This window comes from Arthrobacter sp. KN11-1C, assembly GCF_052180225.1.
Classification (GTDB): Bacteria; Actinomycetota; Actinomycetes; order Actinomycetales; family Micrococcaceae; genus Arthrobacter.
In genome coordinates, this window is sequence record NZ_CP197467.1 from 1,053,874 (window position 1) to 1,079,721 (window position 25,848).

The window sequence follows — 25,848 nt, forward strand, 5'->3', positions numbered from 1 at the left end:
TTGAGGGTGTTGTGGGTTCGGAGATCCTAGGAGCCGGTGGAGCCCAGGGGCTTGCCCTCCAAATCCGAAGCCTGGTTGTCCAGGATCGCTCCAGCCACCAGCATGGCGTCCTGTGCGGAACGGTCGCGGATCGCGTCAAAAAGCTCGTCATGGCTGTCGTGCTCGGCGTGGGCGGCACGGTTCAGGCCCTCGGGCGAGGTCCACGAACCGTCGATGCTCTCCGCGAGGGAACCGTAAATGCCGGCCAGGAGCTGGTTGTGCGCGGCGCCCACCACGGCCCGGTGGAAGTCGATGTCCGCTTGCCGGAAGCCGTCGCCGTCGTGGGCATCCGCCGCGGCGCGGCGTCGATCGAGCGCGTCCTGGAGCTTGTCCAGGTCCTCTTGGTCACGGCGCTGCGCTGCGAGGGCGGCGGCCGGGATGTCGAGGCTGCGGCGGACTTCGATGGCTTCGAGCCTGTCCGCACCCTGAAGGCCTTTGCGCAAGGCGACTTCTTGCTCGTCCACGGCCGCGACGAAGGTGCCGTCGCCTTGCCGTGTCACGAGAAGACCTGCGTGTACCAAGGCGCGGAGGGCTTCCCGGAGGGGTGCGCGGCTGAGCCCCAAGGCTCTTCCAAGCTCCGGCTCGGGCGGAATACGGTCCCCGAGGCCCCATTCGCCCTCCCGGATCCGCAGGCGGATGTCGTCGATCGCATCGTCGACGACGCTGCGCCGGCCATTCACCGTCATGGTGCCCTCCTTGCTAGGCATGCTGTTCGCGGATCCACTTCCGTCAACGAAGCGTCTCACATGGGGCTGGGAAAATCTACTCTTTCGTAAGACGTCTTACGAGTGTATCTTGGCCATCATGACCCAGATCACACACGTGCTACCTGATTCGCAGCCCCTCGGCACCGGCGAACTGCCGGAGACGCGCCTGGGGGTCCAGTTCACCCGGTACCCGGGCCACGAAGACCGGCCACTGCTGGAATCGCTGCGGGCCGCGGTGGATGACGGCTTTACCGTGGTGGTGCTCAACAGCATCGCGGCAGAGCTTTCCGGTGATGTGCACGGCCAACTGGACACGGCCGGCGAACTGAACGAGGTCGCAGCGGAAGCCCGGCATGCCGGCATCGAGCTCCAGCTTGGCCTGGGCTGCGCGGGACCGTTCGATAATCCCGCCACGGTTCGGACGGGGCTGAACAGGACCCTGCTCCGGGGCCTGGAACTCGGCGTCACTGAGTTCTTCGTTTACACACGGTCAGTCCGCGAAGGAACCACGGAACAGAGCAGGTTCCTCGATCATCCGGCCCAGCTCCGGCTCATCCGGGCGAACCTCGAGGCCCTCGCACCCGCGGCACGTGACGCCAACGTCCGCATCAACGTCAAAACCCACGAAGACCTGGCCTCGCGGGAAGTGCAGACGCTCGTCCAGTCATTGGATCCCGCAGTCTTCGGAATCGGATTCGACGTGGCCAACCTGGTGGTTCGTGGCGAGGACCCCGTCGAGGCGGCCCGGGCGCTCGGACCGCAGGTCGGGATGACCCATTTGGAGGACGCGGTCCTGTTCCCCGTGCCGCACGGCTACCGGCGCCGCTTGCGGGCAGTCGGCGAGGGGGTCTTCGACTGGGAAGCGACCCTCGGCCACCTTCTCCGTGCCGGAGTGCGCGACTTCACCCTGGAACAGCACCGGGGAAAGTTCGACGCTCCGGTTTTCGACCGTTCGTGGTTCACCCACGAACAGCACCTCGACGCCGCGGGGCTGGGCCAGTTGGCCCGGCTTGGTGTCGCGACGCACGACGGCGTGGCGCGCGGGCGCTTCCCCGCGCTCGCTGACTGGGACGACGAGCCCGCCCCCGCCGAGCGCCGTCGTCAGCTGCTCCATAGTGCCGCCACCGTGCGGACGATCCTCACATCGATGGGTGCCGGCGTGAAGAAGCCGGCCACGATCCTTTCCAGAGAGGAAGGACTCTCATGACAGCCATTGCCGCCCCACAGATCGTTGTCCCGGCCAGAAGGAGACCTTTCAGGAGCTTCCTTCGGCGGGACAGGGCATTGACCATGACCTTGTCGTTCCTGGCCGCCCTCATTGTGGCCACCCTGATTGGCCCCTTGGTCTGGCGCGTGCAACCCGATGCCATCAACCTCGGCGCCGTCCTCCAAGCTCCCAGCCTGGGACACCCCATGGGCACGGACGACACCGGCCGTGATGTGTTGGCCCGTGTCCTGGCGGGTGGCCGGACATCGATACTGGCCGGTCTGACGATTGCCTTGATCGGCGCCGTCGCCGGGTGTATCGCTGCCCTTTTGGCAGGATCGATGCGCGGCTGGGTGGACACCCTCTTTACGTGGCTGACCAATTCCATCCTCTGCTTCCCCGCCATCCTTCTGGCCATGGCGATCGCCATGGCACTGCAGCCGGGCGTGACGGCCGTGGTCATCGGGCTTTCGCTGCACTCGTTCCCCTGGTACATGCGGACACTTCGCGGGGAGGTGATGCGCCTGTACGGACAGGATTTCGTTCGTTCAACTGTCGCCCTCGGAGCACACCCCGCCCGCGTGCTGTTCCGCCACGTTTTCCCGCACCTGGTTCCGATCATGATCCTGCAGATGGCCGCCGTCTTCGGTGCTTCGGTGCTCTCCCTGGCTGCCCTCGGCTACCTGGGCCTCGGCGCACAACCCCCGACGGCCGAATGGGGAGAAATGATCACGGACGGCCAGCAATTCTTCCTGACCGGTCAATGGTGGATTGCGGGTTTCCCCGGCCTGGGCCTGCTCCTTGCCGTCAGCCTGACCACCATGATCGCGGACAGGGCCCGGGAAGTCCTCGATCCACGCGGCGAATTCGTCCAGGCGAAGTGAGGTTTCCCGATGATTAGCACGATTTTCAAACGGCTCGGCGTAGCGGTGGCCACGGTCTTCGGGGCTTCGATCTTCGCCTTCATCCTGCTTCGCAAGGTTCCCGGCGACCCGGCCCGCGCCATTGCCGGCGATGCGGCCACCGACGACGCCATCGCGGCGCTGCGGAAGTCCATGGGACTCGATGACAACCTGTTCGTCCAATACGGGAAATACGTGGGCTCGCTCCTCCGCGGTGACTTCGGTTTCTCGTACAGCACCGGCAACAGCGTGGGCAGCCTCCTTGCCCAACGGCTGCCGGCGACGATCGAACTGGGGCTGCTGTCCGTCATCATTGCGATTGTGGCGGCGGTCCTCGCCGCGAGCATCGCCGTATACTCACGACGCCGCTGGCCGGACCGGTTTCTTCGCATCGCCTCGTCCCTGGCCATGGGATCGCCACCCTTCTGGATCGCCTTGCTTGCCTTGCTGGTTCTCTCGATCCAGCTCGGGATATTCCCGGGTCCTGAAGGCCGGCTGTCACCCGGGATGCTCCGTCCGCCGAACGTCACCGGAATGTTTACCGTGGACGCCCTTCTTGCGGGACAGTGGGGGACTTTCGCCAATGCGGGCTGGCACCTGATCCTGCCCGCAACGATTATCGCCTTGGGTCCGTTCGCCTTCCTCAGCAGGCTCTACCGGAACCAGCTCCGTGGCACGCTGCGCGAAACGTTCGTCTCTGTCGCCCAGAGCCACGGCCTGCGGAGGTTCCCCGTCTACTCGCGCCACGTGGCTCCGCACGGCCTGTTGGCGTTGTTGCCGGCTGCTTCGCTGTTGTTCGCCGATCTCCTGGCGGGAAGCCTGCTGGTCGAGAAAGTGTTCGGGTGGCCGGGCATAGGGTCCATGACCGCCGACGCCATCATCCAGAAGGACTTTGCCGTGGTCCAGTCAGTGCTCCTGCTGGCCGCCATCCTCTACGTCGTGGTCAGCCTTCTCTCGGACCTCATCATGACCGCGGCAGATCCCCGCACCCGAGTAGGAGCCCGCTGATGTCGCACACCAACGCACTTCCCTTTCCTTCCCGGACCATTGCCGGCGACGGGATCCCGGGCCAGGCGCCCGTACTGAGCGTCAAAGGACTGACAACCAACTTCGACACGGCCTCTGGAACTGTCCTCGCGGTGCGGGACGTATCCTTCGACCTTCACAGACGGCAGCGATTGGCGATTGTTGGCGAATCGGGCTCCGGGAAATCCGCCCTCGCCATGTCCCTCGTAGGGCTTGTTCCGCCACCGGGCCGCATTGTGGGCGGCAGCGTCAAGCTCAACGGGACAGAGCTCGTGGGCCTTGACGACGCCGGGATCTCCAAAATCCGTGGGCGGGACATCGGCCTGGTGTTCCAGGACCCGATGGCTGCCCTGGATCCCCTCAAGACCATCGGAACCCAGTTCGTGGAAACGATTCGGGTGCACCAGGACGTGTCGGTCAAAGTGGCCCGGCGGATGGCCTGCGAACTCCTCGCCGAGGTGGGCGTCAACGATCCCGAACGAAGGATCGCCGACTACCCGCACCAGTACTCCGGGGGCATGAGGCAGCGCGTGCTCATCGCAATGGCCATCGCCAACGATCCGGCCGTGGTCATCGCCGATGAACCCACCACGGCCCTCGACGTCACCACGCAGGCGCAAGTCCTCGACCTCCTGGCCAAAATCTGCGACGAACGCGGCAATGCGCTCGTGATGATCACCCACAACCTGGGAATCGTGGAAGAACTCTGCGACAGCGTCAACGTCATGTACGCGGGACGCTTCGTCGAATCCAGCAGCACGCGGTCCCTTTTCGGCACCCCGGCACACCCGTACTCGAAGGCGTTGCTGGACTGCGTCATCGACCCCGCCACGGCAAAGCGTGGCGCGTTGCCGGCCATCCCCGGCTCGCCCCCGGACCTGTCCGTCGATGAGCCCGGATGCCCCTTCGTCTCGCGATGCCCGATCGGCCGGGACGAACTACGGTGCGCAACTGAACGGCCCGAGGCACGCACCTTGGCGGGCGGCGCCGTCGTCCGCTGCCATTTCGCGAGCGATACCCCAGGAGATGCAGCATGAGCAACGCAGCCACAGCCTCGCTCTTGCGGGTGGCGAACCTCAACAAGTCCTACGGCAGGGGTGTCGGTTCCCGGAACCGGACCCAGATCCTGCGGGATGTCTCCTTCGAACTACGCCGCGGACAAACCCTGGGTCTCGTGGGCGAATCGGGCAGCGGCAAGTCCACCACGGCCGCGTGCGTCATGGGCCTGACCGCGGTGGACAGCGGACTCATCGAGTTCGACGGCGTGGACCTCACCTCCTTGTCGAAGCCGGAGATGCGGCGGATGCGCAAGCGCATCCAGATGGTGTTCCAGGATCCCAACGGATCCCTCGACCCGCGCTTCACGGTTGCCGACCTCGTGGAAGAGCCGCTGGTCATCCACGGCGTCTCGGACCCGGGGGAGCGTTCGCGCAGGGTCGAGGAAGTGCTTGACCGCGTCGGGATCACCGTCAAACAGGCGCAACGCTATCCGTTCGCGTTCTCCGGCGGTCAACGCCAGCGGATCGCAATCGCCCGGGCGCTGGTCCTCAATCCGGACCTCGTGGTCCTGGACGAACCGGTGAGCGCGCTGGACGTCTCGATCCAGGCCCAAGTCCTCAACCTCTTGAGCGACCTCCAGGACGAGCTCGGGTTGACCTATTTGTTCATCGTCCATGACTTGGCGGTGGCGCGGCTCATGAGCCATCACATCGCCGTCATGAAATCGGGACAAATCGTGGAGGCCGGAACCTCAGCGGACGTTTTCGACAACACTACCCACCCCTATACCCGTGCGCTGCTGGACGCGGTCCCGGGCGCTCGCCGTCGGGCCAAGGCCCTCGCGGCGGTCGGGACGGCCGTAGCCATGGAAGGAAAGTGAAATGAGGAACCTGCCCTCCCCGCGCATCCTGGTGAAGAGGACGACGGCGTTCCTCGCCGCGGCGGGACTGCTCGCCTTGGCGGGATGTGCCAGCCCGGCTTCTTCGTCCGCCCCGAGCAGCCGGCCCTTCACCGTGAACTGGGCCACGACGCTGACCAACATTGATCCTGCGTTCGTGTGCGCCGGCAATGAAAACAGCTTCGCCAGCAACTTTTACGCCCGATTGGTCAAGCTCGACGAGGATCAACAGCCCGATGGCACGCTCGTGGCCAACACCGATCCAGCCCGGGTGAAGGGAGACCTGGCCACGTCCTGGACGGTTTCCCCCGACGGGAAGGCCTACACCTTTTCCTTGCATCCGGGAGCCAAGTTCGCGAACGGCAACCCTTTGGATGCCGAGGCCGTCCGGTACTCGATCATGCGGAACCTCACCATCGGAGGGTGCGGATCCCTGGGCCTGCAGATCGGCCTAACGGACCCGCCCCTGATTAGCAGCGTCGTCGTGGTGGATCCCCAGACTGTCCGGCTCCAGTTATCACGCGCCTACCCCGCGATCCTGGTGACGTTGGCGCAGAGCCGCGGGTCGATCTATGACCCGAAGGTCATCAAGGAACATGGAGATGACAAGAAGGCCGTGCCGAATCAATGGTTGGCCGCGCACACTGCCAGCAGCAGCGGTCCCTATGTCCTGGACGAGTACGTGGCCAACAACTACGCGGTACTCAAGCGCAATCCGAACTATTACGGCGAAGCTGCCAAGGAGCCGGTGGTCCGCGTCAACTTCATCACCTCGATCCCCACCCTGATGCTGCAGGCACGACGGGGCGAGGCGGATGTGACCCTGGGGCTGCCACCGTACGTGGTTCACGAACTGAGCCAGAACGATTGCTGCACGGTCACCGCGGCCCCCGCTTTTGCGCCGGTCACAGTGTCCTTCGACAACTCCTCCGGCGTGACCTCGAATCCGAAATTGCGCGAAGCCCTGACGTACGCGGTGCCGTATGAGCAAATCAAGGCCAGCGTGGCTTACGGCTACGCGGACAGCTACTACGGCCCCTTCGTCCCAGGAACGCCGGGCTTCGACCCGCAACGTTCGGCCCCGCGCCCCCTTGACAAGGACAAGGCACGGGCGCTGGTCAAGGAGTCGGGTCTGGTGAATCCCCAGATCGACCTCATGATCAATCCGACGTCGCCAGGGGTCTCCACGCTTGCAACGATCCTGAAGGCCTCGTGGGAGGACATAGGTGTCACGGTCAACATCGATTCGCAGACGCCCACGGCCTTCGCCACGAAGTTCAACACGGGCAAATACCAATCGGCCCTGCTTTTCGAGAGCGCCGGCGCGGTGGCTGCCTACGAGCTCCGCAAGAAGATGACGTGTGGCAGCAGCTTCAATAACCAGCACATCTGCATCCCGGGGACTCCGGATCTCATGACGAAGCTCGACAACGCGCCGGATCTCCAGGCGCAGCAGCCGTATATCAACGCCTTGGTGGACGCATGGCGGGCCAGCTCGCCGACCATCATCCTCTACCGCGCGCAATTCACGGCGGTGCTGGCCCACTCGGTGAAGGCCTTCGATTATGCCTCGTCAACCACCTTCTACAACTGGGGACGCTAGGGGAGGCATCCCGGGCATTCCTCCGGGCGCGGGAAGGTGCCCGCGACCGACAAGACAAACATGAAGAACTAGCTAAGGACGCGAAAATGCGAATTGGTGTCGATGGAAGCAAAATCCCCCACGAGGCGGACGACTCGGCGATCCGAATCCTCGAGCGGGCGCATGGCATAGGGATGGAAGGGGTGTACTTCCGCAGCGTCATGGACGTCTCCCCGACCCTGGACCGCGGCTTGCTGGCAGAGGTCCGGGACTGTGCGAACTCACTCAACCTCTACCTCCAGATGGGTCTCGCCAAGGTCAACCCGTACGCGACGGCGGAAGCGCCCCAGGTCCGCAGGCTCGGCGATGGCGACTACACGCGCGGCATGATCAAGATGATCGAGGCCGCGCATGAAGCCGCCGGCGTGACGGATTTGTGGGTGGCATGTGCCAACTACCAGCGCGGCATGCCGGGCTATTACGTTTTCGACCGCTTCCGGACCGACGCGCCGTGGGCAGACCAGCTCGTGGCGATCGAGAAGTTCCTGCGGCTCCTTGCACCGGTGGCCAGGGACCACGGCGTGCATATGAACATCGAGACCCACGAAGAAATCACAAGCTACGAAATCGTCCGCCTGGTGGAAGCCGTGGGGCCGGACGTCCTCGGGGTCACCTTCGACACCGCCAACGTGGTGGTGCGTGGGGAAGACCCTGTGGCTGCGGCGCGTCGCGTGGCACCGTACACCCGGGCCACGCACTTGCGGGACTTTGTCCTCGGTGAACAGCACGGCGTATTCGGGAGGGTCTTCGCACCGATCGGCCAGGGCTCCATCGATTGGGACGCGGTGCTTGGCATCCTGCACGCGGAGAATCCGGAGCTGCCGCTCTCGATCGAAAACGCAGGTCCCACCCTGCACTTGCCCATCGGCCTCGACGATCCTGAATGGATTGCCATGCACCCTGACCTTGATCCGGACGAAGTGGCCAGTATCCGGAGCATGGCTGCGGAGTATGCGGAACGGGTAGGGCAGGGAGAAGTGCCGCGACTTAGCGACTTGCGCGCCGCCCCGTACGACGGTGCGCACTTCATAGATGTCTCGGCGAAAGCCCTCAGGGACGCGCTGTCCCGGATCGGAGCAGCGGTGTAGGCGCCGCGGCACCGTCCCCGCCCAACTAGCTCGCAGTTGTTGTCGTTTAGACGGCTCATAACGACAACAACTGCGAGCTAGTTGGGTGGGGAGCAGTTGGGTGGGGAGGGGCAGAATGGGCACATGACTTCCAAGATCACTGATGTGCCGGGAATCCGGGTGGGACATGTCCAGCGGACCGGCGATGGCTGGCTGAGCGGGGTGACCGTTGTCCTTCCGCCACCGGGGACGGTGGGTTCGGTGGACGTACGCGGCGGCGGGCCGGGCACGCACGAGACGGACGCGCTCGACCCCACCACCCTGGTGCCCACGGTCGACGCCGTCGTGCTCACCGGCGGTAGCGCCTTCGGTTTGGTCACGGCCCACGGTGCCCAGCGCTGGTGCGAAGAACAAGGACGGGGTTTCGCCGTAGGCGGGGGAGTGGTGCCGATCGTTCCGGCCGCGGCAATCTTCGACTTGGGTCGCGGCGGCGACTTCGCCGCCCGCCCGGACGAAGCCATGGGATACGAAGCGGCCGGTGCGGCCGCGGCCTCGAGCGAGCACGCCGACGTCGGGCGCGGAAACGTCGGTGCCGGAACCGGCGCGGTGATCGGCCGCGGCGCGTTCAAAGGGGGAGTGGGCACCTCGTCGATCACCTTGGACAGCGGCGTGGTGGTGGGTGCGCTCGCAGTGGTCAACGCGCTGGGGATGCCTGTCGGCGCTTCGTCACCCCGGACGGAATCCGGCAGCTCCGAACCGGCGAGCCCCCCGGCGCTGAACACCACGCTCGTCGTCGTCGCCACCAACGCGACCCTCGACCCCGCAGAATGCAAGCGCACCGCGAGTGCCGCGCACGCCGGCCTTGCCCGCGCGCTGAACCCTTCCCATACCCTCGCCGACGGCGACACCGTGTTCGCGCTGGCGACGGGCGCCGTCGGGCTTGACCGCAGTTCGGAACAAGCACGGCAGGTTTCGCTCATTACCCTGCAAAGCGCGGCAGCAGACGCCGTTCGCCTTGCTGTCCTCGATGGTGTCGCGGCTGCGGAATCCATCACGACGGCGGCAGGCACCTTCCCTGCCTACGGCGCGGTTTAGCGGGATCCAAGGGGGTTCCGCGGCACGGTGAAGGGTGACACCGTGCCGCTGTCTGCGCTAGCATGGGCGGATTTAACTTTCGCGCCGTCTTGGCGTAGAGTTGTCTGTTGGTTGTCTGCACAGCCACGCCCATTTAACAGGTCGCGAGTCCTGTTAAATGGAGTGGCAGGAGCCGGACGGCCAAACAAACAAAAAACGTCCGCAGATTTTCCGGTGCCTAACCGGAGGGCTGCGGCAAACAACAGTTAGCGGAGGATATGGCCAAGAAGGACGGGGTCATTGAGATCGAGGGCGTTGTGACTGAGGCGCTGCCCAATGCGATGTTTCGCGTTGAGCTCACCAACAAGCACATCGTTCTTGCACACATCTCGGGGAAGATGCGACAGCACTACATCAGGATTCTCCCTGAGGACCGCGTAGTGGTGGAGCTAAGCCCTTACGACCTCACACGTGGTCGCATCGTCTACCGCTACAAGTAATTGCTGGGCGGCAGCCTCGGGGAACCCGGGCAGTGCCGCTCCAGCTGACCAACTGCAACACGCAAAGGAACGCCATGAAGGTCAAGCCGAGCGTTAAGCAGATCTGCGACAAGTGCAAAGTGATCCGCCGTAATGGCCGGGTCATGGTGATCTGCGAGAACCCGCGCCACAAGCAGCGCCAGGGCTAATTCCCCGCAAGGGAACTAGCGCCCGAGAGGGCAAACCTGGGTTGCTAACCCACGCAAGTAAATAAAGGCAGCACAAGCTGAATTGGGACGTATGGAGCCCGGACAGCTAACCCCCGGTCGGAGGCTGGGGCCGCACTGAAAGTGCGGGTGTACTGCCTACGACCTCCGGTTTATTCAAGGAGTACTGCCACTATGGCTCGTCTCGCTGGCGTAGACATTCCCCGCGAAAAGCGGTTGGAAATTGCGCTTACTTACATCTACGGCGTGGGCAAGACCCGTGCACACGAAACCCTGGCTGCCACCGGCATCAGCGCTGACGTTCGCGTCAAGGACCTGACTGACGCCGAGCTGGTCCAGCTGCGTGACTACATTGAAGGCAACTACAAGGTTGAGGGTGACCTTCGCCGCGAAGTAGCAGCAGATATCCGCCGCAAGGTTGAAATCGGCAGCTACGAAGGCCTGCGTCACCGCAAGGGCCTGCCCGTACGCGGTCAGCGTACGAAGACCAACGCTCGTACCCGCAAGGGCCCGAAGCGTACCGTCGCCGGCAAGAAGAAAGCCGGCCGCTAGAAATAGCAGCTGACTTTCCCCCGATAACTTTCTGTAGGAGAAATAATGCCCCCGAAGACTCGTGGCGCGGTTCGCAAGCCGCGTAAGAAGGACAAGAAGAATATCGCGCTTGGCCAGGCGCACATCAAGAGCACCTTTAACAACACCATCGTGTCCATCACGGACCCGAACGGTGCTGTCATCTCCTGGGCTTCCGCCGGTGAGGTTGGATTCAAGGGCTCCCGCAAGTCCACCCCGTTCGCCGCCCAGATGGCTGCCGAGGCTGCTGCAAAGCGCGCCCAGGAGCACGGTCTGCGCAAGGTTGACGTGTTCGTCAAGGGACCGGGATCCGGACGCGAGACCGCAATCCGTTCGCTGCAGGCCGCTGGCCTCGAGGTCGGCTCCATCCAGGACGTCACCCCCAGCGCCCACAACGGTTGCCGCCCGCCGAAGCGCCGCCGCGTCTAATTGGATTCTTGGCCTTGCCGGCCGGGTTCGCCACGGAACAGCCTGACTGTTCCGTGGCGCCCGGCCGGCAAAGCCGGAACCAAGCCGATTTCCACCACCTGTGTTGCGTCATATAGCGGATGCTCGCCGAAAGGAAACCTAAGTGCTTATTGCACAGCGCCCCACTCTGTCTGAAGAAGTAGTCTCCGAGAACCGCTCGCGTTTCATCATTGAACCGCTGGAACCGGGCTTTGGTTACACCCTCGGAAACTCCCTCCGCCGTACCCTGCTCTCCTCCATCCCCGGTGCTGCTGTAACCAGCATCCGGATCGATGGCGTGCTGCACGAGTTCACCACGGTTCCGGGTGTCAAGGAAGATGTCACTGAGATCATCCTGAACATCAAGAACCTCTCCGTGTCCTCCGAGCACGATGAGCCGGTTGTTGCATACCTGCGCAAGCAGGGCCCCGGAGTCGTCACGGCCGCGGACATCGCTCCGCCGGCCGGCGTCGAATTCCACAACCCGGATCTGCACATTGCCACGCTGAACTCGAAGGGCAAGTTCGAACTTGAACTGACCATCGAACGCGGCCGCGGCTACGTTTCGGCAGCTCAGAACAAGTCCGGCGACTCCGAGATCGGCCGTATCCCGGTCGACTCGATCTACTCGCCGGTCTTGAAGGTTACCTTCCGCGTGGAAGCTACCCGTGTTGAGCAGCGCACTGACTTCGACAAGCTGATTGTCGACGTCGAGACCAAGCAGGCTATCGCCCCGCGCGACGCCGTTGCTTCGGCCGGCACCACCCTGGTGGAGCTGTTCGGTCTTGCACGTGAGCTGAACACCGCAGCTGAAGGTATCGAGATTGGCCCGTCGCCGACGGACGCTGCCCTGGCAGCTGACATGGCACTGCCGATCGAGGATCTGGACCTCACCGTCCGTTCCTACAACTGCCTCAAGCGTGAGGGCATCCACACCGTGGGTGAACTCGTTGCCCGCTCCGAGGCTGACCTGATGGACATTCGCAACTTCGGTGCGAAGTCCATCGATGAGGTCAAGGCAAAGCTGGTTGAACTGGGTCTGTCCCTCAAGGATTCCCCTCCCGGTTTCGATCTTGCAGCCCGCGCCGCAGCCATCGAAGAGGACGACGCCGCGTTCAGCGACGACGAGCTCTAACAAGCAGATCTTGGCCACCGAGTCCACGTTCGGACCCGGACGGCCTTCATTACAGGAGAAATTACTATGCCTACCCCCACTAAGGGTCCGCGCCTCGGAGGCGGTCCGGCTCACGAGCGCCTGATGCTCGCGAACCTGGCAGCAGCCTTGTTCGAGCACAAGCGCATCACCACGACGGTCACCAAGGCCAAGCGCCTGAAGCCGTACGCTGAGCGCCTCGTGACCTTCGCCAAGCGCGGCGACCTGTCCTCCCGCCGTCGCGTGCTCGGCCTGATCAGCGACAAGGGCGTTGTCCACGAGCTGTTCACCGACATCGCCGGCGCCGTTGCCAACCGCGATGGTGGCTACACCCGCATCACCAAGATCGGCAACCGCAAGGGCGACAACGCTCCCATGGCTGTCATCGAGCTGGTTCTTGAGCCGGTTTCCCCGAAGCAGGCTGTAGTTGCCGAGGCAACTGCCGCTGCCAAGAAGGACGCTGAGAAGGCTGCTCCGGCCGCCGAAGAAGCCGCTCCGGTTGCTGAGGAAGAGGTCGTTGAGACCGAAGCCGCAGAGACCGAAGCCGAGGCTCCCGAAGCCGAAGCTGCTGAAACCGAAGAGGCTCCTGCCGCTGAGGAAAAGAAGTAATTCACTGAATTCTTCACAGTAGACTTAAGTCTATGAACGAACGAAAACCCGCTGCCCCCGTTTTGGGGGGCGGCGGGTTTTTGCGTGTCCGGATGGATCTCTCGTACGACGGCGGCCCTTTCAACGGGTGGGCCCTTCAGCCCGGTCTCCGCACCGTGCAGGGTTCGTTGGAAGAGGCGCTGGCGCTGATCGTGCGACGCCCCGTACGGGTCACCGTGGCAGGGCGGACCGACGCCGGTGTCCATGCCCGAGGACAAGTGGCGCACATTGATCTGTCCGAGACCGAGTGGGGCGGACTGCCGAGAGGCCACGAGATCGACCCCTCTGCAGCGCTGCTGCGGCGGCTTCGCGGAGCCTTGAGCCGGATCCTGCAGGATGAGACCGGCGCCATTGAAGTGCACGACGTCGGACTGGCGCCTGATGGTTTCGACGCTCGCTTCTCGGCGTTGTGGCGCCGCTACAGTTACCGGATCGCCGATGGCGCCGAACGCTGGGATCCCGTCCTGCGCAGGCTGACCCTTTGGCACAAGGCGGAGCTGGACGAGGACGCGATGAATGCAGGGGCGGTGGCGCTCCTTGGACTGCAGGACTTTCGCGCGTATTGCAAGCCGAGGGATGGCGCTACGACCATTCGCGAGCTGCAGCGCTTTGAGTTCGTGCGTGGCAGCGACGGCGTACTGGTCGCCAACGTCCAAGCGGACGCCTTTTGCCACAACATGGTGCGCGCCCTGGTGGGATCGGCATTGCGGGTGGGTGAGGGCCTGGAGAGTCCTGATTGGTTGCATGAACGTTTGCTTGCCGGCGTGAGGGATGCCAAGTCGGTGTTGGCTGCCCCGCACCCACTGGTTCTTGAGGAAGTGGCCTATCCCTCCGACGACGAACTGTTCGCGCGGGCCGAGCTGACGCGGGCGCGGCGGGAGTAGTTTTTTTGGGGCTTCGACGTTGGACGGCTCAGACGGGCTTCGACGTTGGACGGCCCCCTCCCGGCTCTGGGTACCGTGGAGGGGGCCTGCGATGACCGCCCGCGGTTCTGGGTTCGCGGGTGGTCGGTCAATAGCGCCCCAGATGCGCTGGTTACAGTTGCTCTTAGGGCAGTCCTAGTGCGGTCTTCACTCCGTCGGCCAGCGTGCCGAAGTAGCCGTTCAGGGCGGTACCGAACAGTCCTACTCCGCCAACGACGACCATCGCGATAAAGCCCACCAAAACTGCGTATTCTGTGGCCGTCGCTCCCTGTTCGCCATCCAAGATGCTGATTAGCTGCTTGGACCCTTTCTTCATATCGATCACCGTCTGTTGGTTAGTGTGGCGTTAGGAGAACGCAGCGATGATCTTCAGGACCGCCGGACCCAGCAGGATAATGAACAGCGTGGGGAAGATACAGAAGATCAGAGGGAAGAGAATTTTCACTGGGATCTTCATGGCATGTTCTTCAGCCCGCTGGCGTCGCTTACTTCGCATTTCCTGTGCCTGGGCCTTGAGGACTTTGGCAATGGCAATACCGTAGGCATCCGCTTGGACAACCGCCCTGATAAAGCTGCGAACGTCAGGAACATCCACGCGCTGAGACATATCGAGGTACGCGTCCTTACGGCTGCGTCCCACTTGAATGTCCTGAAGGGTCCTGATGAACTCGTCAGCAAGCGGTCCCTTGCCGTTCTCCGCAGTGCGGGCCATAGCGGCTTCAAAGCCCAGCCCCGCTTGGACTGAAATCAGCATCTGGTCGAGCGAATTTGGCAATTCCAAGCGAATTGTCTCCCGCCGCTTCTCCGCATTGGATCGAATGAGTAGGTCGGGGACGAAATACGCCAGCGAGACAACAGCAATACCAAGAAGGAACTTTCCTGCCGATGGATCGCCGAGAAACAACAGCACTCCGAAAACGCCGCCACCGAGTGCCAGCAGTGGTTTGACCATCAGTATGCGGCCCAACGGCCAATCCTTCGGCCGGCCAGCCCCAGCCAGTTGCTTGTCGAGCCAAAGGATGTACCCGGCGGGTAAGAGTTGCCGTGAAATTGCCGTCAACCGGCTACCTGCAACGCCGGACTGCGGGGTGGAAGCCGTGCGGACACCGAGATTGGTACGAATGCTGCGCAACCCGGCTCTGTCTCCGGTGACGACGAGCCAGACCATCCAGGACACTGGGGCCACAATGGCCAACATGGCCGCATAAGCGATGAATTGCATGATGTAGATCCCTCCTAGTATTTAGGCTTGATCAGCCGGCTTAGCCACCACGCGCCCAAACTGAGCATGACGGCAGAGACAGCAAGCATGATGAAGCCAGGGACGGTGGACGTAAAGGTATTTGCGTAGCTCGGATTGATGAAAAGGAGCGCGATGAACATGACCACCGGTAGGGCGAGCAACACCAGCGCGGACATTCGCCCTTCTGCACTTAGCGCCTTGACCTGGCGGCGGATTTGGTTACGGTCACGGATGGTTTCGCCAACGTGATCCAATACTTCCGCTAGATCTCCGCCAACTTCCCGATGGATTTCGATCGCTTGGGCTATCCAGCCGAAGTCCTCGCTCCGCGTCCTCATGGCGACGTCGCTTAGGGACGCACCGAGATCGCGCCCGATCCTGGTTTCGTTGACTATCCTGCTCATCTCGTCAGACATTGGGGACTCGCTCTCTTGAGCAGTCGCATCCACTGCCCTCAAGAGGCTGTGCCCGGCCCGCATGCCTCCGCTCAACATCTGGAGGGCGTCGGGTACCTGTTCCTCGAATTTCGACGAACGCCTGGCCGTGAGGAGGCCCAAAAATGCAACCAGAGAAACCACGGCGATCAAACACATCAGTATGGTGAAGACCAATCCGCCGAGCATGAATCCCATTGCGCCGGCAAAAACCACCACGATCCCGGCGATCAAGACGTAGTCGGCGGGTTGTTTCTTCAAACCCGCAGCATCCAGTCTCGCTTGCGAGAGATATCCACCAGAGCGCGAATGAATGCGTGTTTGAATGACATCCTTGGCGCCGTCAGTGAGCCGCGTCAGGGCTGATGAGTGGATCGGTGAATCAGGACGTCGCCTTTCAGCGTCGAGGGTCCTCCTTGACTTAAGGACCACCAAAACCAAGAGGATCAGGGCAAGATAGACAAATCCCAAACCGGCCGGCAGCAAGATGGGCTGGAGTCCCGAGCCACTCATCGTAAGCCTCCCGCAATAGGGGCCCCGAACACAGCTGGGGAGATAGGAATCCCCAGTTCTGCGAAGCGGTCTGTGAAGCGGGGCCGGACTCCCGTTGGGATCGGCTTGCCGAGGAATCGGCCGTTGGCATCGACGCCGGCCGAGTAGTCGAACACGAAGGCGTCCTGCAGCGTGACGATATCGCCTTCCATGCCCTGGACCTCTGTGATGTGGGTTACTCTGCGTGTTCCGTCCCGCAGGCGGCTTATCTGCACGATAAGGTTCACGGCGGAGGCAACCTGTTCCCGAATGGCGCGAAGCGGTAGATCCATGCCCGCCATGAGGACAAGGGTTTCCAAACGGGCCACCGCGTCGCGAGGCGAGTTGGCGTGGACCGTGGAGATGGATCCGTCATGGCCGGTGTTCATCGCCTGAAGCATGTCGAGCGATTCGCCGCCGCGAACCTCGCCCACGATAATGCGGTCTGGCCGCATGCGAAGCGAGTTCCGGACGAGATCTCGAATGGTTACTTCACCACGGCCCTCAATGTTTGCCGGCCGGCTCTCCAAACGCACCACATGCTCTTGTTGGAGTTGAAGCTCGACAGCATCCTCAATGGTGACGATACGGTCTGCTGCGGGAATGAAAGAGGACAAGACGTTCAACAAGGTGGTCTTGCCTGTGCCGGTGCCCCCTGACACGATGATGTTCATTCGTGCCAGTACGCAAGCCCTGAGCAATTCAGCCATTTCCGGAGAAAGGCTGCCAAACTCAATCAGTTTGTTCACAGTAAGGGCCTCGCGACCAAACTTCCGGATAGTGAGGGATGGACCGTTGACAGCCAGTGGGGGAATGATGGCGTTGACGCGGGAACCGTCGGCCAACCGCGCGTCTACCAAGGGGGACGACTCATCAATTCGGCGGCCAACCTTGGAGACGATACGCTCGATGACCCGGCGAAGGGCCTCATCCGAGGTGAATCTTGCTTCCGTCTTGTACAGCCGACCGTACCGTTCAACGTAAATGCTGTCGTACCGGTTCACCATGACTTCAGTAACTTCCGGATCGTCCAGGAACCGCTGGATGGCGCCATGGCCGAGGACGTCGTCGATGATTTCAGATGTGAGGCGCTGGCGTTCTGCCGAGGTCAACGGCACCTGCTCTTCGTCCACGACAACTTTCAGCTCATCGCGCACATACTGGTGCAGCTCCATCTCGTCCAGGGAGGAATCGGAGAGCCTGGAACCGAGTCGTTCAAATAGCGCTTTGCTTGCCCGTTCCTTGAGGTCGCCGAGTGCTTCACTGGCCAGAATCGTCGACGGTGTGTTTTCGTCGGCGTGAGCTGTGGTGTTCGAGGATTCGGCTGCTTTCGCCTCTTGGATACGTCCGAGCGTGGTTGCTGTAGGCACCGCCATTTCCGGGGGAACGGTCGCAGCGTCTTGTGCTGCGCTGGAAGCGGCGTCGTAGCGACGACTTTCGAGTCTGCGTGAGAGGTTCACCGGACAACCGCCCTTCTGTGCATCTGCTTTTGTACTCTCTCGTCCCAATTGGGCTTAAACCGGTTCACCAGCAGGCGTAGGCCCTTGGTGGCGGCATCGCGCGTTCCATCCTGCAGCAGCGGGACGCCTTTGTTCGTGGAGAACGGAAGGGTCCGTGATCGAGGAATGGCAACATCCACTGGAACTCCAATGGTCGCTTCCACATCCTTGAGGGCTAGCCCGCTCTTGGGATCGGCCATGTTCAGGACGACGTGCCGGTGCTGAGGGAGCAACTGCAATTCGTCGAGGATGCTGAGACCTGTCCGCAATCCGCGGATGCTCGGAATATCCATGCCACACACCCAGACCGCGTCCGTGGCGTTCTCCAATGCGGCGAGAACATGCTCGCCAAGCCCAGGAGCTGTGTCGATGACGACATATTGGAATTCATGGCGGAGTTGTTCAAGCAGCCTGGAGACATGCTGGGCGGTGATCCGGTCCATTTCCACCGGATTGAGAGGGGCGCAGAGCGCATAGATGCTGGCAGGATGAACGCTCAAGTAGGTCTTGAGCACCATGGAATCCTGGCTAGCTGGCCCAAGCACAGCATCGGTGATGGTGTGCTCGGGGTTCAAGAGCAGGCCGCTGGCCACATCGCCAAACTGAAGGTCCAGGTCGACAATTACTACGCCCATGGGCGCCAGCGCTCCAAGTCCGACTGCGAGGTTCGTGGCTACCGTGGTTTTCCCCACGCCGCCCTTTGGTGACATGACCGCAATGATGCGGCCGCCCGAAGCCTGCGACGGGGTCTCGATGGCGTTGGGGGCGAGGCCCCGTCGCCTGCCGGCAGCTGCAAGACTCGCCCGTTCCACCATCACGCGGATGGAGTCAGAATCCGCTGCGGGGGACAGCAGGTCTCGCACCCCGGAGCGCATTGCTGCCAGGACCAAGGACTCGCTTTGTTCCGCGGCCAGCACCACACTGATTTCCGGGAACTGGAGATCCAGCAGGGAAGCGTGCTTGAGCGAGTCATTGATTTCGAGCCCCGGTCCTAAGATCAGTACTTCAGGCGGTTCGCCGAGTAGCTGGTCCAGAATTTCGCGTGGCCCCGCCGGCAAGTAGTCGGCCTGGAACCATTGGAGACTTCCGCTCATTCCTGCTGTTGCAGAGCGGACCCGGCGTTCAAAGTCAAGATCCGGAGTGATGAGAACGAAGCGGCTCATTTGAATACACTTCCCCGATCAATGACTCCCGCTGTGCCTGCAATGGCATCCGAAGGCTCTTTGCTCAGGTAGATGGTGCCGAACTCAACGGCGTACACGATCTTTTGAACGTCGACCGCGGAGCGTGCCACGGTTACGAGGTAGCCACTTCCTGAGCCGGCGGTCTTGTTGGCGTTCAGGGAACCGCTGCTTGACTGAGGGGCGGAGCTTGAGTTGTCTGCAATCGTTCCACTGGCATCTTGCACGGCGGTTACCAGGACTTTGTGGAATGTAAAGCTTGTCTGGTCAGGGGAACTGGATTTGTCATCGGCTTTGAAGGACAGCATCACGCCGACTGTGTCACCGGCCTTCACTGTCCCGCCTACAACGCGTTCGATCGGCAGCTTGAGGGTGACCTCTTGAAGTCCGGTAGGAACTTCAACCCGGCCTGGACCGGCCAAGCTATTCGGGTCGACCATCCGGGTTGCAAGCAATTGCTCGCCAGGCATGAAGTCAATCGAAGACACCTTGGAGCCCAGATCTCCCAGGTTGTTGACACTGTCTGCTGCGATTGCCGCTTTGGGCACGGACTTCTTGATGACAGAATCCCCGAATCTGGCAGTAGGGGTTCCTGCCGGAATTTCTTTTTGGATGACGTAGACGTCTTCGGTCTCCGTATTTGCCAGAGCGCGCTTGTCGGCGCCTTGGACATAGAACACGAGCATCACTGTTCCAATGATGGCTACGACAAGCGCAGCGATGCCTCCCAGTAGGCGTGTTTTCACTGTTCTTCCTTCCCAGATTGCTTTCGTTCGAGAGCGCTTTCTATTTGACGAGCTGTGGCGGAAGATTTGCTCCGCCTTGCGTGTATCCCCCTCCTTGGTACAAGGAGGGATCGGCAATCCAGCTGACAAAGTGACCGCGGATGCCGCGCTGGTTACCTCCGAGCCCGGTTGTGTCGCCTCCGGAGTAGCCCGGGAAGCTGTATCCCACAAGGAAGAAAGCTGCGTAGCCCTTGATGTGGTAAATGGTGTTGGCGCCACTAGCCACAGCGTCCGAGAAGACGGGGAAGGCCACCACGGTGTTCAGGTAACTCGCGAAGTCGGCCTTGCATGATTGCGGTATGGGGGCGCCCGGTTTTCCCTGGGCATAAGGATCGACGACTCCTGGTGTTGACGGATCGTCCGGGAAGACAGTTGCCGAGCAGCCACCGGAGTCCGGAGTGAGCCACGCGAAGCCGCCCGGAATAATCTGGCCCGAGGGGCTGTCACTGACACAACTCGTGCTGCCGTGGGTCAAGATTGTCTGCGTGGCTCCATTTATGTCGAACTGGCACGGGGCGAAGGTTAACGGCAGTGCGGCAGGTCCAGAGCCAGGACCACCCCATGTCGCAGTGGCTTGAGCCCCGACAGTCACAGGCGCGGTGTTAAGGGCGTTGGCGAACATTTTGCTCAGGTAGCCGGCCCCGGTGGTGCCGTCCTTGGTAGAGGTTGTGACAGTCACCTGGCCCGGCACGCTCAGATCGACTGATTTCACAGTGCTTGCGCCATCGTTGGCATTCGCGTTGGCCAAGGGACCGGCCAACGAAGTATTGCAGGAACCCTTGGCGCAGCTGCTTGCAACGGCGAGCGCTCCGGAATCGGCGCCGTTTTGCAGTTGGGCCCGCTCCGCGTAGATTTGGCCGACGTCGACCGCCACTGCGCCTACCCCAATTAGGGTGAGCATCATGAGCACGACCACTACGCCTGCAACCCCGCTTTCTTTGTGCTGAGGGTCCTTGCGCCGGATCAGCCGTTGCATTGCATTGCTCCCTTGCCAGTGACGGTGAGACTGGAGCCGAAGAATCCGGTGAGAGACTGGCCATTGTAGGTAGTGGTCACCGTGATCGTTGGAGGAGGGCTGCCTGCCGCGCAGGCGCCGGAGTAGCTGAAACTCAGCTTGGAGGTGTCCAGCGAGGGCGCTCCGGCTTTGCCGGCCGCGGTGGCCTTGCTTGTGTCGTTGGTGATTGCCATGGTCCGCGCGGCTTCACGGGAGGCCTGGGTCACTGAAACCTGGATGTTGTACGCGTTCGAAAACTCGACAACGGCGATGATCAGAGACACGAGGATCGGGGCAACGAGAGCGAATTCGACGGCGACTGCGCCCCGCTCATGGTTCTTGGAAGACTTGATCCTGCGTTTCAAAGGATCCCCCTGTGTAGATGCTGCGGAGTTTGCAGCGAGAAAGCGGTGCGTTGTGCCGCGCCGATAAGCGCGGCACAACGTTTGTGCCTGGTTACCAGGCGCCGACCGTGGTGCTGAGAGTGTCGAAGAAGCCGTTTAGTGCTCCACCGAACAGACCCACACCTCCCACGATGACGAGGGCAATAAGGCCCACGAGGAGCGAGTATTCTGTCGCGGTGGCACCTTTTTCGGCGCCGAGCCGAAGTAGGGTCTGACTAAGAAAGCGAATCGCCCATTTGGCTTCGAGGATGCCGGGTTTCGCGCTCATTACTTGGTCGCCCTACCACTTCGCGACTGTGGTCGAGAGAGTGGTGAACCATGTGTTCAGGGCTCCGCCGAACAGGCCGACGCCGCCAACGATGACGAGGGCAATGAGGCCAACAAGCAGCGAATACTCGGTCGCCGTCGCGCCCTTTTCGGAGGTCAGTTTGTCTTTGATGCCGGCGATGAAGGCGAGGGTGGAAATCATGAGAGTTGACATTGGAAAAACCTTTCCCAGATAAGTGAATTTGTCTACGAATTCCAATTGCCTACATATCCCGTTTGGCGTTCGGATTTCGATAGGACAAGAATTGCCCCTGGGAGGGTTAACAAACAATGCGTAGTGGTACTCGTCTTTCCTGGAGCCTGCGGCGATGACTACTCGAAAGGCCCTTTCGGGGGTACTCGGTTTTTCTACCTAAGTACTACCTAGCCACTTGTACGTATGGGGCTCGTGAGAACCGAGATGAACCTGGGAGGTGCGCCGCGGGCTCATGTAACGAGAAGGACCACTCCAATTGCGGCAGCGAACATAGCCGGTCCGTGCGGCACTTCCGTGGGCTTGATTCCGCGCTTCAGGCGCAACAACAGCACCGTCATTACCCCGCCCACCACGAAGCCCAGCAGTCCCCCGTAGAACACCTGGTTCCAGCCCAAGTAGCCCAAGTACATTCCGAGTGGTGCCGCGAGCTTCACGTCGCCCATTCCGAGGCCGCCAGGGGAAATTAATCCAAGAATTAAGTAGCCGAGGAACAGAATGACCCCCCCAGCAGCTGCGCGAAGCAGGGCAGACCAGTCCGGAACCAACACGGCGGACGTAGTTAGCAGGACAATGCCGGCGGAAAGCAGCATCAGGACCAAGGGGTTCGGGAGTAAATGGTGGGCGACGTCCAAGCGCGACAGCTGTACTGCCAGTACCCCTAAGAGCAGGTAAGCGGGGAGGGTAGGTGAAAAGCCGAACCGGACCGTCATGACGGCAAACAACGCGGCCGTGACTACCGCCGTCGTGGTCCTCACCGTGCGGGCGGGGGGCGCGCCAAGCCGCGGCAGGAATCGGGCTATCAGCACCTCTGCCAGGGGGCTCGTCAGCAGCCCCAGGAGCCCGAAGGCGGCCACAAGCAAGGGCTGGGCGGCAGTTGCTGTCATGGCATCTCCTGGGGGCTCAGAATGGGTCTCAGCTGTTCACGCTCGTTGCCAGCCTATTTTGACCCTGGAGCTCCTAGCCGCTATTGTTGATAGTCGTTGTGCGTGTCCTTTCTCGATGACACATGCCCGCTTGGGGATCCAGTTGCAGGATCGTTAACTCGACAGGCATATCGAGACTTCGGGATGACTGGTACATAGAGCCCTCACCTCTGCTCCGGTAGCGCATACCTAGTAGGCACACGCTTCAAGCGTGCCGCCTAAAACATGAACGCCAGAACAAGAACGAGGCAAAACCGTGCGTACGTACACCCCGAAGCCCGGCGATATCAACCGCCAGTGGCACGTCATCGATGCCACCGACGTTGTCCTTGGTCGTCTTGCCAGCCAGACCGCAACACTGCTGCGCGGAAAGCACAAGCCGACCTTTGCGTCCCACATGGACATGGGCGACTTCGTCATCATCATCAACGCTGAAAAGGTCGCCCTCACCGGCGCCAAGCTGGAGCAGAAGCGCGCATACCGCCACTCCGGCTACCCGGGCGGCCTGACCTCCGTCAACTACGCGGAGCTCCTGGAATCCAACCCGGTCCGCGCCGTGGAGAAGGCCATCAAGGGCATGCTCCCGAAGAACTCCCTCGCTGCTCAGCAGCTGGGCAAGCTCAAGGTTTACCGTGGTGCAGAGCACCCCCACGCAGCCCAGCAGCCCAAGACTTTCGAAATCACCCAGGTCGCCCAGTAGTCCTGGCCACCAACCAACTTTTAATCAAGGAGAATCGTGGCTCAGAACGAAGAACTGACCACCGAGGCCGTTGTGGCTGAGGAAAACCTGACCAGCTACACCTCGGAGAGCGGTCCTGCGGAAGCAGAAGCGCCGAAGAAGGAGCGTCCGGCACTGACCGTTTCCGGCGCCGCAGTTGGACGTCGTAAAGAAGCCGTTGCACGTGTTCGCATCGTGCCCGGCACCGGCAAGTGGATCATCAACGGCCGCGAGCTGGCCAACTACTTCCCGAACAAGCTGCACCAGCAGGATGTCAACGAGCCCTTCAAGATCCTTGATCTTGATGGCGCCTACGATGTCTTCGCACGCATCCACGGTGGCGGCATTTCCGGCCAGGCCGGTGCACTGCGTCTCGGCATCGCCCGTTCACTGAACGAGATCGACACCGAGAACAACCGCGCCACCCTGAAGAAGGCCGGCTTCCTGCGTCGTGACGCACGCGTCATCGAGCGTAAGAAGGCTGGTCTCAAGAAGGCACGCAAGGCCCAGCAGTACTCCAAGCGCTAAAAATGCGTTAGGACGCTTTCAGCGCCTTACAGAGGCCCGTTCCACCGTTTGGTGGAACGGGCCTCTTCTTTTTGGCAGTCGGCGGATTGTGCATCGCTAGAGCGGGATCTCAACTCAATGGTGACCGCTCTGCGGTTTCCCTAGATCGTAGATGGTGGTTCCATCGATGGTTTCAGTCTGGAATGTGGCTGCAACCCAGTTCTGAATCGCAGTTAGTTCCTGACTATTTCCCGGGACCTTAAGTTGTTCAGGCTGCTCGACCAGGTAGCAAATTTGTCCCGCGGCGACCCAGTCCTGAAACTGCTTCAGGGTGGGACTCGGATCCATCGCGGCGAATCCACCTAGGGGCATGATCGCACGATTGGACGCGAGCTGGAAGCGTGCAGCTGTTTGGGCGGGGTAGGTGGCTGCGGCCCATGTGCATCTTGTTGGAGCCAATTGCAGGCGGTCGAGGACTGACCTGCTTGGGCTATTGCCAAGTGCAAGCCCAAAGGCCCACGCGGGATCTTGTTGCTTGACACCGTCAAGGAAACGACTAAGTGTGTTCGGGTTTCTTGATATGCCGCCAGAGAGGGGGTTGGACCCTGCTTGCGGCGAACCGATAGTCAGTAATGAGCAGTACACCGGACCAACTAAAAGTGCTCCGATGGCCAGGACAGAGATGCCCCGGTCGAGCCATGCCCAGGGCGATCGAATCGCATAGGCTGCCGAAGCCAGCAAGCCTGCAAACAATAGGGTATTTCCGAACCATTCCGGAAACACCCCGCTAATACGCCACATAGCGTTCGCGAAAATGAAGCTCGTGGACAAAGCAACTGAGATCCAAATACGCCCAGTCGCCGATTTGGCCCCAGATAGCAAGAGCCTTGCCCCAATGCCAATACAGAGAGCCAACGGCGGCGCCAAGGACGCGGTGTAGTAGGAATGAAAGCCTTGGCTCATGAAGCTCAGCGTTAGGTATGTAGTTGAGAACCAGAGGACGGCGGCGGCGGAGAGAATCGTTTCACTTCGCCCGAGTCGCCGTTTGGCGACGGTCCAGGTGATTGCTACGCAGCTCAGTAGCCCAGCCATCAGCAGCCAACCTGCTTCCTGGCCATAATTGATGTTGAATAGCCTAAACAAGCCTGCGTCCGAGCCAGCGCCCCTGAACTCCGGCGGAATCAAGGCCATCGAAGGGTCATCTGCGTGCTGGACTACGCGGTCGATTCCGTTGTACCCGAGCGTCAGCTCGATCATGCTGTTGCTCGTTGAGCCTCCAACATAGGGCCGCGATTGGGCAGGTGTGAGGTCGACGGCGAGCGGCCAAGCCAGAGAACCAATGGCCATGACGCATCCAGCCAGGGCAAGTCCGAGGAATCTTTTGCGCCAGGACAGCTGGGCGAAAAGGAGAAAGACGATCGCGATTGCCGGGAGAACCAGAAATGCCGGAAGCTGTTTCGTCAGAAATCCGAGAGCCAACAATCCGGCCGCGAGAATCAGTGGCTTGAATTTGCCAGTCTCCGTGGCCCGGATACCGCTGTAGAGCGCGGCGATCATCAGCAGGACCATAAGAGGATCCGGATTGTTGTAGCGAGCTAGCAGAACTGTGATTGGGGTGTATGCGAATACCGCTGCCGAGATGAGAGCGGCGGCGGCTGGTAAGTATCTGCGTGCGAGCATGAAGATCAGCAGCGTGCTAGTCAACGTGATGATGACTTGTGGGACCAGAAGGCTCCAAGAATTGAGTCCGAATAGTCGGACCGAAAGCCCCATGACCCACAGACTGAGTGGGGGTTTATCCACGGTGATGGAGTTGCCCCAGTCCGATGAACCGAAGAAAAATGCCGTGAAGTTATGTTCACCGGACTGCACAGCAGCTGCGTAAAATGCGTTGGCCCAACCATTTTGATCCAGTTTCCACAAGTAAATAAATGCCGTGGAGAGCAGGAGGACACCGATGCTGACCTTCTCCCAGCGCGCAACCGGGGTTTGGCTCCGCACTGCGAAGCCGGCCGCCTGGAGCCGAGTACGAGAGGCAGTAGATTCGGACACCGTCAAAAGATTCCTCCTTGAAAAATTCCCCAGACGTTGTTCAAGT

Annotated in this window: 30 protein-coding genes; 17 read left to right on the top strand and 13 right to left on the bottom strand. The window is 61.6% G+C overall.

Features of this window, described 5'->3' with window-relative positions:
* Positions 1-26: 26 nt before the first annotated feature.
* Positions 27-725, bottom strand: coding sequence for a FadR/GntR family transcriptional regulator (locus tag ACSBOX_RS04980; protein WP_442545056.1), 699 nt, complete (start codon positions 723-725; stop codon positions 27-29).
* 118 nt (positions 726-843) lie between these two features.
* Here ACSBOX_RS04980 and ACSBOX_RS04985 point away from each other — a divergent pair, with 118 nt between their 5' ends.
* From ACSBOX_RS04985 to ACSBOX_RS05055, 15 genes are all read left to right on the top strand, one after another.
* A complete protein-coding gene (locus ACSBOX_RS04985; RefSeq protein ID WP_442545057.1) occupies positions 844-1,953 on the top strand; it encodes a sugar phosphate isomerase/epimerase family protein in 1,110 nt (369 codons plus the stop codon).
* A complete protein-coding gene (locus tag ACSBOX_RS04990; protein ID WP_442545058.1) occupies positions 1,950-2,837 on the top strand; it encodes an ABC transporter permease in 888 nt (295 codons plus the stop codon). The genes ACSBOX_RS04985 and ACSBOX_RS04990 overlap by 4 nt, the downstream gene beginning before the upstream one ends.
* A gap of 9 nt (positions 2,838-2,846) precedes the next feature.
* Entirely contained in the window at positions 2,847-3,863 is a 1,017-nt protein-coding gene (locus tag ACSBOX_RS04995) for an ABC transporter permease (protein ID WP_442545059.1), read from the top strand.
* Positions 3,863-4,918, top strand: coding sequence for an ABC transporter ATP-binding protein (locus ACSBOX_RS05000; protein WP_442545060.1), 1,056 nt, complete (start codon positions 3,863-3,865; stop codon positions 4,916-4,918). Before ACSBOX_RS04995 ends, ACSBOX_RS05000 begins: the two co-directional genes overlap by 1 nt.
* Entirely contained in the window at positions 4,915-5,760 is an 846-nt protein-coding gene (locus ACSBOX_RS05005) for an ATP-binding cassette domain-containing protein (RefSeq protein WP_442545061.1), read from the top strand. The genes ACSBOX_RS05000 and ACSBOX_RS05005 overlap by 4 nt, the downstream gene beginning before the upstream one ends.
* 1 nt (position 5,761) lies before the next feature.
* Complete coding sequence (locus ACSBOX_RS05010) at positions 5,762-7,381, top strand: ABC transporter substrate-binding protein (RefSeq protein WP_442545062.1); 1,620 nt, start codon at positions 5,762-5,764, stop codon at positions 7,379-7,381.
* Between the two features lie 86 nt (positions 7,382-7,467).
* A complete protein-coding gene (locus tag ACSBOX_RS05015; protein ID WP_442545063.1) occupies positions 7,468-8,508 on the top strand; it encodes a sugar phosphate isomerase/epimerase family protein in 1,041 nt (346 codons plus the stop codon).
* A 123-nt stretch (positions 8,509-8,631) separates the two neighbouring features.
* A complete protein-coding gene (locus tag ACSBOX_RS05020) occupies positions 8,632-9,582 on the top strand; it encodes a P1 family peptidase (protein WP_442545064.1) in 951 nt (316 codons plus the stop codon).
* A gap of 257 nt (positions 9,583-9,839) precedes the next feature.
* The gene (gene infA, locus ACSBOX_RS05025; RefSeq protein ID WP_009358723.1) at positions 9,840-10,061 is read left to right on the top strand and encodes a translation initiation factor IF-1; all 222 of its coding nucleotides are present in this window, start codon (positions 9,840-9,842) and stop codon (positions 10,059-10,061) included.
* A gap of 74 nt (positions 10,062-10,135) precedes the next feature.
* Positions 10,136-10,249: a 50S ribosomal protein L36 gene (gene rpmJ / locus ACSBOX_RS05030; protein WP_011775570.1), complete on the top strand. Its 114-nt coding sequence runs from the start codon at positions 10,136-10,138 to the stop codon at positions 10,247-10,249.
* A 192-nt stretch (positions 10,250-10,441) separates the two neighbouring features.
* Positions 10,442-10,819, top strand: a complete 378-nt coding sequence (gene rpsM / locus ACSBOX_RS05035) for a 30S ribosomal protein S13 (protein ID WP_011775569.1) — start codon at positions 10,442-10,444, stop codon at positions 10,817-10,819.
* A 45-nt stretch (positions 10,820-10,864) separates the two neighbouring features.
* Entirely contained in the window at positions 10,865-11,266 is a 402-nt protein-coding gene (gene rpsK, locus ACSBOX_RS05040; RefSeq protein WP_028265083.1) for a 30S ribosomal protein S11, read from the top strand.
* A gap of 142 nt (positions 11,267-11,408) precedes the next feature.
* Positions 11,409-12,419 carry a DNA-directed RNA polymerase subunit alpha gene (locus ACSBOX_RS05045; RefSeq protein WP_011692778.1) on the top strand — a complete coding sequence of 337 codons (1,011 nt, stop codon included), beginning with the start codon at positions 11,409-11,411 and terminating at the stop codon, positions 12,417-12,419.
* Between the two features lie 66 nt (positions 12,420-12,485).
* Positions 12,486-13,046 (top strand): 50S ribosomal protein L17, encoded by a 561-nt coding sequence (rplQ, locus tag ACSBOX_RS05050; RefSeq protein WP_442545065.1) that lies wholly within the window; start codon positions 12,486-12,488, stop codon positions 13,044-13,046.
* A 32-nt stretch (positions 13,047-13,078) separates the two neighbouring features.
* Positions 13,079-13,969, top strand: coding sequence for a tRNA pseudouridine synthase A (locus ACSBOX_RS05055; RefSeq protein ID WP_442545066.1), 891 nt, complete (start codon positions 13,079-13,081; stop codon positions 13,967-13,969).
* 163 nt (positions 13,970-14,132) lie between these two features.
* Here the strand turns inward: ACSBOX_RS05055 and ACSBOX_RS05060 are convergent, their stop codons facing one another.
* From ACSBOX_RS05060 to ACSBOX_RS05110, 11 genes are all read right to left on the bottom strand, one after another.
* Complete coding sequence (locus ACSBOX_RS05060; RefSeq protein ID WP_442545961.1) at positions 14,133-14,324, bottom strand: Flp family type IVb pilin; 192 nt, start codon at positions 14,322-14,324, stop codon at positions 14,133-14,135.
* A 30-nt stretch (positions 14,325-14,354) separates the two neighbouring features.
* The gene (locus ACSBOX_RS05065) at positions 14,355-15,230 is read right to left on the bottom strand and encodes a type II secretion system F family protein (RefSeq protein ID WP_442545067.1); all 876 of its coding nucleotides are present in this window, start codon (positions 15,228-15,230) and stop codon (positions 14,355-14,357) included.
* A gap of 14 nt (positions 15,231-15,244) precedes the next feature.
* Positions 15,245-16,198: a type II secretion system F family protein gene (locus ACSBOX_RS05070; protein WP_442545068.1), complete on the bottom strand. Its 954-nt coding sequence runs from the start codon at positions 16,196-16,198 to the stop codon at positions 15,245-15,247.
* Positions 16,195-17,592 carry a CpaF family protein gene (locus tag ACSBOX_RS05075; protein WP_442545962.1) on the bottom strand — a complete coding sequence of 466 codons (1,398 nt, stop codon included), beginning with the start codon at positions 17,590-17,592 and terminating at the stop codon, positions 16,195-16,197. Before ACSBOX_RS05075 ends, ACSBOX_RS05070 begins: the two co-directional genes overlap by 4 nt.
* A gap of 80 nt (positions 17,593-17,672) precedes the next feature.
* Positions 17,673-18,878, bottom strand: coding sequence for an AAA family ATPase (locus ACSBOX_RS05080; RefSeq protein ID WP_442545069.1), 1,206 nt, complete (start codon positions 18,876-18,878; stop codon positions 17,673-17,675).
* Positions 18,875-19,642 (bottom strand): Flp pilus assembly protein CpaB, encoded by a 768-nt coding sequence (gene cpaB, locus ACSBOX_RS05085; RefSeq protein ID WP_442545070.1) that lies wholly within the window; start codon positions 19,640-19,642, stop codon positions 18,875-18,877. Before cpaB ends, ACSBOX_RS05080 begins: the two co-directional genes overlap by 4 nt.
* 40 nt (positions 19,643-19,682) lie before the next feature.
* A complete protein-coding gene (locus tag ACSBOX_RS05090; RefSeq protein WP_442545071.1) occupies positions 19,683-20,657 on the bottom strand; it encodes a pilus assembly protein TadG-related protein in 975 nt (324 codons plus the stop codon).
* Positions 20,645-21,040: a TadE/TadG family type IV pilus assembly protein gene (locus ACSBOX_RS05095; RefSeq protein WP_442545072.1), complete on the bottom strand. Its 396-nt coding sequence runs from the start codon at positions 21,038-21,040 to the stop codon at positions 20,645-20,647. The genes ACSBOX_RS05090 and ACSBOX_RS05095 overlap by 13 nt, the downstream gene beginning before the upstream one ends.
* A gap of 91 nt (positions 21,041-21,131) precedes the next feature.
* Complete coding sequence (locus tag ACSBOX_RS05100; protein WP_442545073.1) at positions 21,132-21,347, bottom strand: Flp family type IVb pilin; 216 nt, start codon at positions 21,345-21,347, stop codon at positions 21,132-21,134.
* A 12-nt stretch (positions 21,348-21,359) separates the two neighbouring features.
* Positions 21,360-21,560 (bottom strand): Flp family type IVb pilin, encoded by a 201-nt coding sequence (locus tag ACSBOX_RS05105; RefSeq protein WP_442545074.1) that lies wholly within the window; start codon positions 21,558-21,560, stop codon positions 21,360-21,362.
* Between the two features lie 272 nt (positions 21,561-21,832).
* Positions 21,833-22,486, bottom strand: a complete 654-nt coding sequence (locus ACSBOX_RS05110) for a prepilin peptidase (protein WP_442545075.1) — start codon at positions 22,484-22,486, stop codon at positions 21,833-21,835.
* Positions 22,487-22,781: 295 nt separating this feature from the next.
* Between ACSBOX_RS05110 and rplM the strand changes: the two genes are divergently transcribed.
* Together rplM and rpsI are read left to right on the top strand one after the other, a co-directional pair.
* A complete protein-coding gene (gene rplM, locus ACSBOX_RS05115) occupies positions 22,782-23,225 on the top strand; it encodes a 50S ribosomal protein L13 (RefSeq protein WP_024817563.1) in 444 nt (147 codons plus the stop codon).
* A 36-nt stretch (positions 23,226-23,261) separates the two neighbouring features.
* Positions 23,262-23,771 (top strand): 30S ribosomal protein S9, encoded by a 510-nt coding sequence (gene rpsI / locus ACSBOX_RS05120; RefSeq protein ID WP_078108113.1) that lies wholly within the window; start codon positions 23,262-23,264, stop codon positions 23,769-23,771.
* Positions 23,772-23,885: 114 nt separating this feature from the next.
* Here the strand turns inward: rpsI and ACSBOX_RS05125 are convergent, their stop codons facing one another.
* Positions 23,886-25,802 carry an ArnT family glycosyltransferase gene (locus ACSBOX_RS05125; RefSeq protein WP_442545963.1) on the bottom strand — a complete coding sequence of 639 codons (1,917 nt, stop codon included), beginning with the start codon at positions 25,800-25,802 and terminating at the stop codon, positions 23,886-23,888.
* Positions 25,803-25,848 lie beyond the last annotated feature (46 nt).